Origin of the sequence: Nitratireductor sp. ZSWI3 (genome assembly GCF_024655565.1) — a bacterium.
Classification (GTDB): domain Bacteria; phylum Pseudomonadota; class Alphaproteobacteria; order Rhizobiales; family Rhizobiaceae; genus Nitratireductor.
Genome location: NZ_JANKOF010000171.1, coordinates 1 through 4795 on the forward strand (window position 1 = coordinate 1; position 4795 = coordinate 4795).

A 4795-nucleotide genomic window follows, 5' to 3' on the forward strand; every position below is an offset into this window, starting at 1 on the left:
CCGGTTCATCGCCTCACCCCCGCGCGATGGCATGGAAATAGGTGCCGCTGACATGGCCGCGCCGCGCACCGGCCGGGCCGAGCGCGCGGCCCTGACCGTCGGCAAGCTCGGCGAGCGGCGCGTCGGCGCCCGGCTCGATGAGCCGCGAATAATGGAATTCGTGCCCGCGGATCGTTTCTCCGGCCGCGCCGATGGGACTGTCCGCCAGGAGCCTCGCCTGCCGGTAGCCGAGATTCATCTTGCGCTTCGCATAGCTCGTCACGTGATCGAGCAGGCCAAGCATCGGATGGGTGTTGCCCTCGGCATCCTCCAGCGCGCGGCCCAGCACCATGAAGCCGCCGCACTCGCCGTGCACCGGCCGGGTTTGTGCAAACGCACGCATGCGCGCTTGAAAGGCGCGCGCATTCGCCAGTGCCTCCACGTGAAGCTCCGGGTAGCCGCCGGGCAGCCAGCAGGCATCAGCGGAGGGGTCCGGCCCCTCGTCGGCGAGCGGCGAGAACGGCAGCAGCGCAGCACCCTGCGCCTGCCAATGGGCCGCGAGGTGCGGATAGACGAAACTGAAGGCGCGGTCGCGGGCGATGGCGATGCGCTGGCCGGGCGGCGGCAGCATGTGCCCCGCCGCGCCCCGGTGCGTGCCAGGGCAGTCGCATAGGACCCTTTTTGCAGGCTTCGCCTGCGACCCCCACCCTCGGTCCCTCCCCTCAGAGGGGAGGGAAGAAAGGTGGTGCGCTTCATCACTCCCCTCCCCCTTGAGGGGAGGGGTAAGGGGTGGGGGTACCGCGCCGCCATAGGCGATTGCCCCACAGTGAGCGCCGAGGGGGGCCGCGATCTCCATCACCGCGTCGAGGTCGACCGACTGTTCCATCACATCGGCCAGCCGCTCGATGAAGGCTTCGAGCGCTTCGTGCTCGCTGGCCTGCACCAGCCCGAGATGCCGCTCGGGCAGGGCCATGTCCGGGTTGCGGTGGACGGCGCCCAGCACCTTGATGCCGATCGCCTCGATGGCCTCGCGCGCCATCGTCTCGTGCCGCGCGCTCGCCACCTGGTTGAGCACGACGCCGGCGATCTTCACGGTCGGATCGTAAGCGGCGAAGCCCTTGGCCAGCGCGGCGGCCGTCTGCGACTGGCCGGTGACGTCGAGGATGACGAGGCACGGCACACCGTGCCGGCGCGCGATGTCGGCGGCCGCGCCGGATCGTCCCGGCTCCGAAACGATGCCGTCGAACAGGCCCATGGCGCTCTCGACGAGCAGCATGTCGGCCTCCGCCGCCTGCGCGCCGAGAAGATGCGCCAGGAGATCGGGATGCATCGCCCAACTGTCGAGATTGACGCCCGGATGGCCGGTGGCGGCCAGGTGGAACCCGGGATCGATGTAGTCGGGACCGGATTTCGCGCCATGGACCGCAAGGCCGCGCCGCCTGAGCGCGCGCATCAGGCCGATGGTGACGCTGGTCTTGCCCGAGCCCGAGCGCGCCGCGCCGATGATGAGCGCGCGCGCCGTCATCTCAATTGCTCCCGCAGCGCGACGATGCCGCCGACGACGATGATCGCCGGCGAGCCGAAGCCCTGCGCGTCGGCCTCTGCGGCCAGGCTGCCGAGATCGGCGACGAGGATGCGCTCGCGTTCGGTGGTGGCATCCATGATCAGGGCCGCCGGCGTCGCCGCGGCAAGCCCGCCCGCCGTCAGCGCCTCGACGATCAGGGCGAGCCTGTGCATGCCCATATAGACGACGATGGGCTGGCCGGTCCTTGCCAGCGCCGCCCAGTCGAGATCGTCGGCGGTGCCGGCCGCATGGCCGGTGGCGAAGACGATCGCCTTGTTGACGCCGCGCATCGTGGCGGGGATGCCGGCATCCGCAAGCGCCCCCACCGCCGAGGTGATGCCGGGCAGGAAGCGGAAGGGAATGCCGGCGCGGGCGAGCACGAACGCCTCTTCGCCGCCGCGCCCGAACATGTTCGGATCGCCACCCTTCAGCCGCAGCACGCGCCGCCCGGCCTTCGCCTCCTCGACCAGCAAGCGGTTGATGTCGTCCTGGCTCGCCGAAGGCCGGCCGGCGCGCTTGCCGACATAGTGATGCCGTGCCTGCGGGGCGGCCTTCAGCACGTCCGGATCGACCAGCGCGTCGTAGACGACGCTGTCGGCCATGCCGAGCGCGGCCAGCACGCCGAGCGTCAGGCAGCCGAGGCCGCCGGGGCCCGCGCCGGCGAGCCAGACATGGCCCGGCTGGAACTCAGGCGGCTCGAAGCCGAGCCTGTTCAGGGCATTGAGGGCGCTCATAAGCCGTCACGCCCCCGGAACCGGCGCTGATAGTCGATGCTGTAGAGCGCGCTTTCGCGGAAATCGGCGGCGGCAAGGCCGGGGCCGACGAAGATCAGCGCCGTGCGGTCGATCGGATCCTTCGCCACCTCCGCTTCGATCGTGCCCAGCGTGCCGCGCACGATGCGCTCGTCGGGCCAGGTAGCGCGCACGACGATGGCCACCGGGCAGTCGCTGCCGTAGAACGGCGCAAGGTCCGCCACCACCCGATCGAGCGCGTGGATCGCCAGATGGATGGCGAGCGTCGTGCCGGTGGCGGCAAAGGCCGGCAGCGATTCGCCGCCGGGCATCTTCGAGGCGCGGCCGGAGACGCGCGTCAGCACCAGGCTCTGGGCGATCTCCGGAATGGTCAACTCCCGCTTCAGGGCGGAAGCGGCGGCGGCGAAGGACGGCACGCCGGGCGTCAGCGTGTAGGGGATGGCGAGCCGGTCGAGACGGCGCATCTGCTCCGCCACCGCGCTCCACACCGAGAGGTCGCCGGAGTGCAGCCGGGCGACGTCGGCTCCCGCTTCGTGCGCAGCCAGGTATTCCGCCTCGATCTCGTCGAGCGACAGCGGTGCCGTGTCGATGATGCGCGCGCCGGGAGGGCAGTAGGCCAGAAGCTCCGGCGGCACCAGCGAGCCGGCATAGAGGCAGACCGGGCAGCCGGCGATGAGATCGCGTCCGCGCACCGTGATGAGATCGGCGGCGCCGGGTCCGGCGCCGATGAAATGGACGGTCATGAGGGGCTTCCCGTTTTGGCTATGGCGCAAGTGACGCCGTGATGGGCGAGTCTCGGCCCGAGCAGGCGGCCATGCTCGCCGCAGGCGGCAAGGGCGGCGGCTTCCGAGGCGGAGCTTGTACGCGTTGCCGCCAATGACGCCCGCGAGGTCGTCAGGCAGCGTGGTTCGGCTTGCCGCAGGGCATCCGGCGTGGCGACGATCAGGGGCAAGCCGAGACGGCTTGCCGCCTCGCGCAAGCCCATCTCGTTGTTCTTGCGCGCGACCGTGGCGAGCGCATCGAGCGCATCGCGGCCGAGACCGTGATGGGCCAGCGCTGCGTCGACCGCCTCGACCACCACCTCGGCCTTCACGCCGCTTCTGCTGCCGAGCCCCGCGCAGATCATGATTTCTCCCAGCGCCATTGCAGAACCGGCAGGGCCGGCCGCAGGGCCGTCATGCCGCCGACAGGCGCGGTACGGGCGATGGCGATCTCGATCAGCTCGCCCCCGAGCCGGGCCTGGGTGTCGAGCAGCACCGCCTGCATTTCCAGCGTGACGGCATTGGCGACGAGCCGCCCGCCCGGCCGCAGCGCCTTCATGGCCGCAGCCATGACGCCCGGCGCGCTGCCGCCGCCGCCGACGAAGATCGCGTCGGGCACAGGCAGTCCCTCGAGCGCCTCCGGCGCCGCACCCTCCACGACCTCGAGGCCGGGAACGCCGAAATGCTCCGCGTTGCGGCGAATGCGCGCCGCGCGGTCGGGGTCGGCTTCGATGGCGAGCGCACGCAGCAAGGGGTGCTGGCGCATCCATTCGATGCACACGGACCCGGCGCCCGCGCCAACGTCCCAGAGGAGCCGGCCGCGCCTCGGCTCTAGGGCCGACAAGGTGACGGCGCGCACCTCGGGCTTGGTGATCTGCCCGTCATGCTCGAACAGCGCCTCGTCGAGGCCCGTGCCAAGCGGCAGAATGCGTGCTCCCGCAGCCGCCCGCACCTCGACGGCGATCACGTTGAGGTCGTCGAACAGGCGTCCCGTCACGGCAGCGGCCGTCGTTTCCGTGTGGGCTTCCTGCGGCCCGCCCAGCCTTTCCAGCACATGGAAGCGGGAGCCGCCGAAGCCGTCGCCGGTGAGCAGCGCCGCGATTTTCCCCGGCGCCTCGCCGTCGGCGGTGAGCGCGAGGATGCGCGTGCCGGGATCGAGCAGGGGGCGGATCAGCGCGATCGGCCGGCCATGCAGCGAGACGGTCTCCACCGATTGCAGCGGCCAGCCGAGCCTGGCGGCGGCGAGGCTGAAGGCGGAGGGAGCCGGAAAGACCCGCATCTCACCGGCGTCGATCCGCCGCGCCAGGGTCGCGCCGGCGCCGAAATGGAACGGGTCGCCCGAGGCGAGCACGCAGATCGCGCGGCCGCGAAGGCCCGCGATCTCGTCAACCGCGCTTTCGAATGGCGAGGGCCAGACCCGTTGCTCACCGGCGATCAACGATGCGGCGAGCGCCAGATGCCGGCGCCCGCCATAGACGATCTCGGCCGCCCCGATGGCCGCCCGCGCAGCCGCGCTCAGACCGGCAACGCCATCCTCGCCGAGACCGGCGATGGACAGCCATCGCCGCTCTTCATGCAAAGGGTCCGTTAAGCCGGTTTCCAGCGCTGCCGATTCCGGTCTAGAAGGCATGATGATCACCCGGCATGTTCTCATTCTCGGCGGAACGGGCGAGGCGCGGCAGCTCGCCGAGCGGCTGGCCGGACGCGAGGAGCTGCGCGTCGTGACCTCGCTTGCCGGG

General features: G+C 71.2%; 5 protein-coding genes. All 5 read right to left on the reverse strand.

The features are described from left to right. Positions 1-13 precede the first annotated feature (13 nt). The 5 genes from NUU27_RS24955 to cbiE are packed head-to-tail and all read right to left on the reverse strand — an operon-like array spanning position 14 to position 4686. A complete protein-coding gene (locus NUU27_RS24955; protein ID WP_257764992.1) occupies positions 14-1504 on the reverse strand; it encodes a cobyrinate a,c-diamide synthase in 1491 nt (496 codons plus the stop codon). After that, positions 1501-2277 (reverse strand): uroporphyrinogen-III C-methyltransferase, encoded by a 777-nt coding sequence (gene cobA / locus NUU27_RS24960; RefSeq protein ID WP_257764993.1) that lies wholly within the window; start codon positions 2275-2277, stop codon positions 1501-1503. The genes NUU27_RS24955 and cobA overlap by 4 nt, the downstream gene beginning before the upstream one ends. After that, positions 2274-3038, reverse strand: a complete 765-nt coding sequence (gene cobM / locus NUU27_RS24965) for a precorrin-4 C(11)-methyltransferase (protein ID WP_257764994.1) — start codon at positions 3036-3038, stop codon at positions 2274-2276. Before cobM ends, cobA begins: the two co-directional genes overlap by 4 nt. After that, positions 3035-3421, reverse strand: coding sequence for a cobalamin biosynthesis protein (locus NUU27_RS24970; protein ID WP_257764995.1), 387 nt, complete (start codon positions 3419-3421; stop codon positions 3035-3037). Before NUU27_RS24970 ends, cobM begins: the two co-directional genes overlap by 4 nt. After that, on the reverse strand, positions 3418-4686 hold the full coding sequence (gene cbiE / locus NUU27_RS24975; protein ID WP_257764996.1) for a precorrin-6y C5,15-methyltransferase (decarboxylating) subunit CbiE: 1269 nt from the start codon (positions 4684-4686) through the stop codon (positions 3418-3420). The genes NUU27_RS24970 and cbiE overlap by 4 nt, the downstream gene beginning before the upstream one ends. Positions 4687-4795 lie beyond the last annotated feature (109 nt).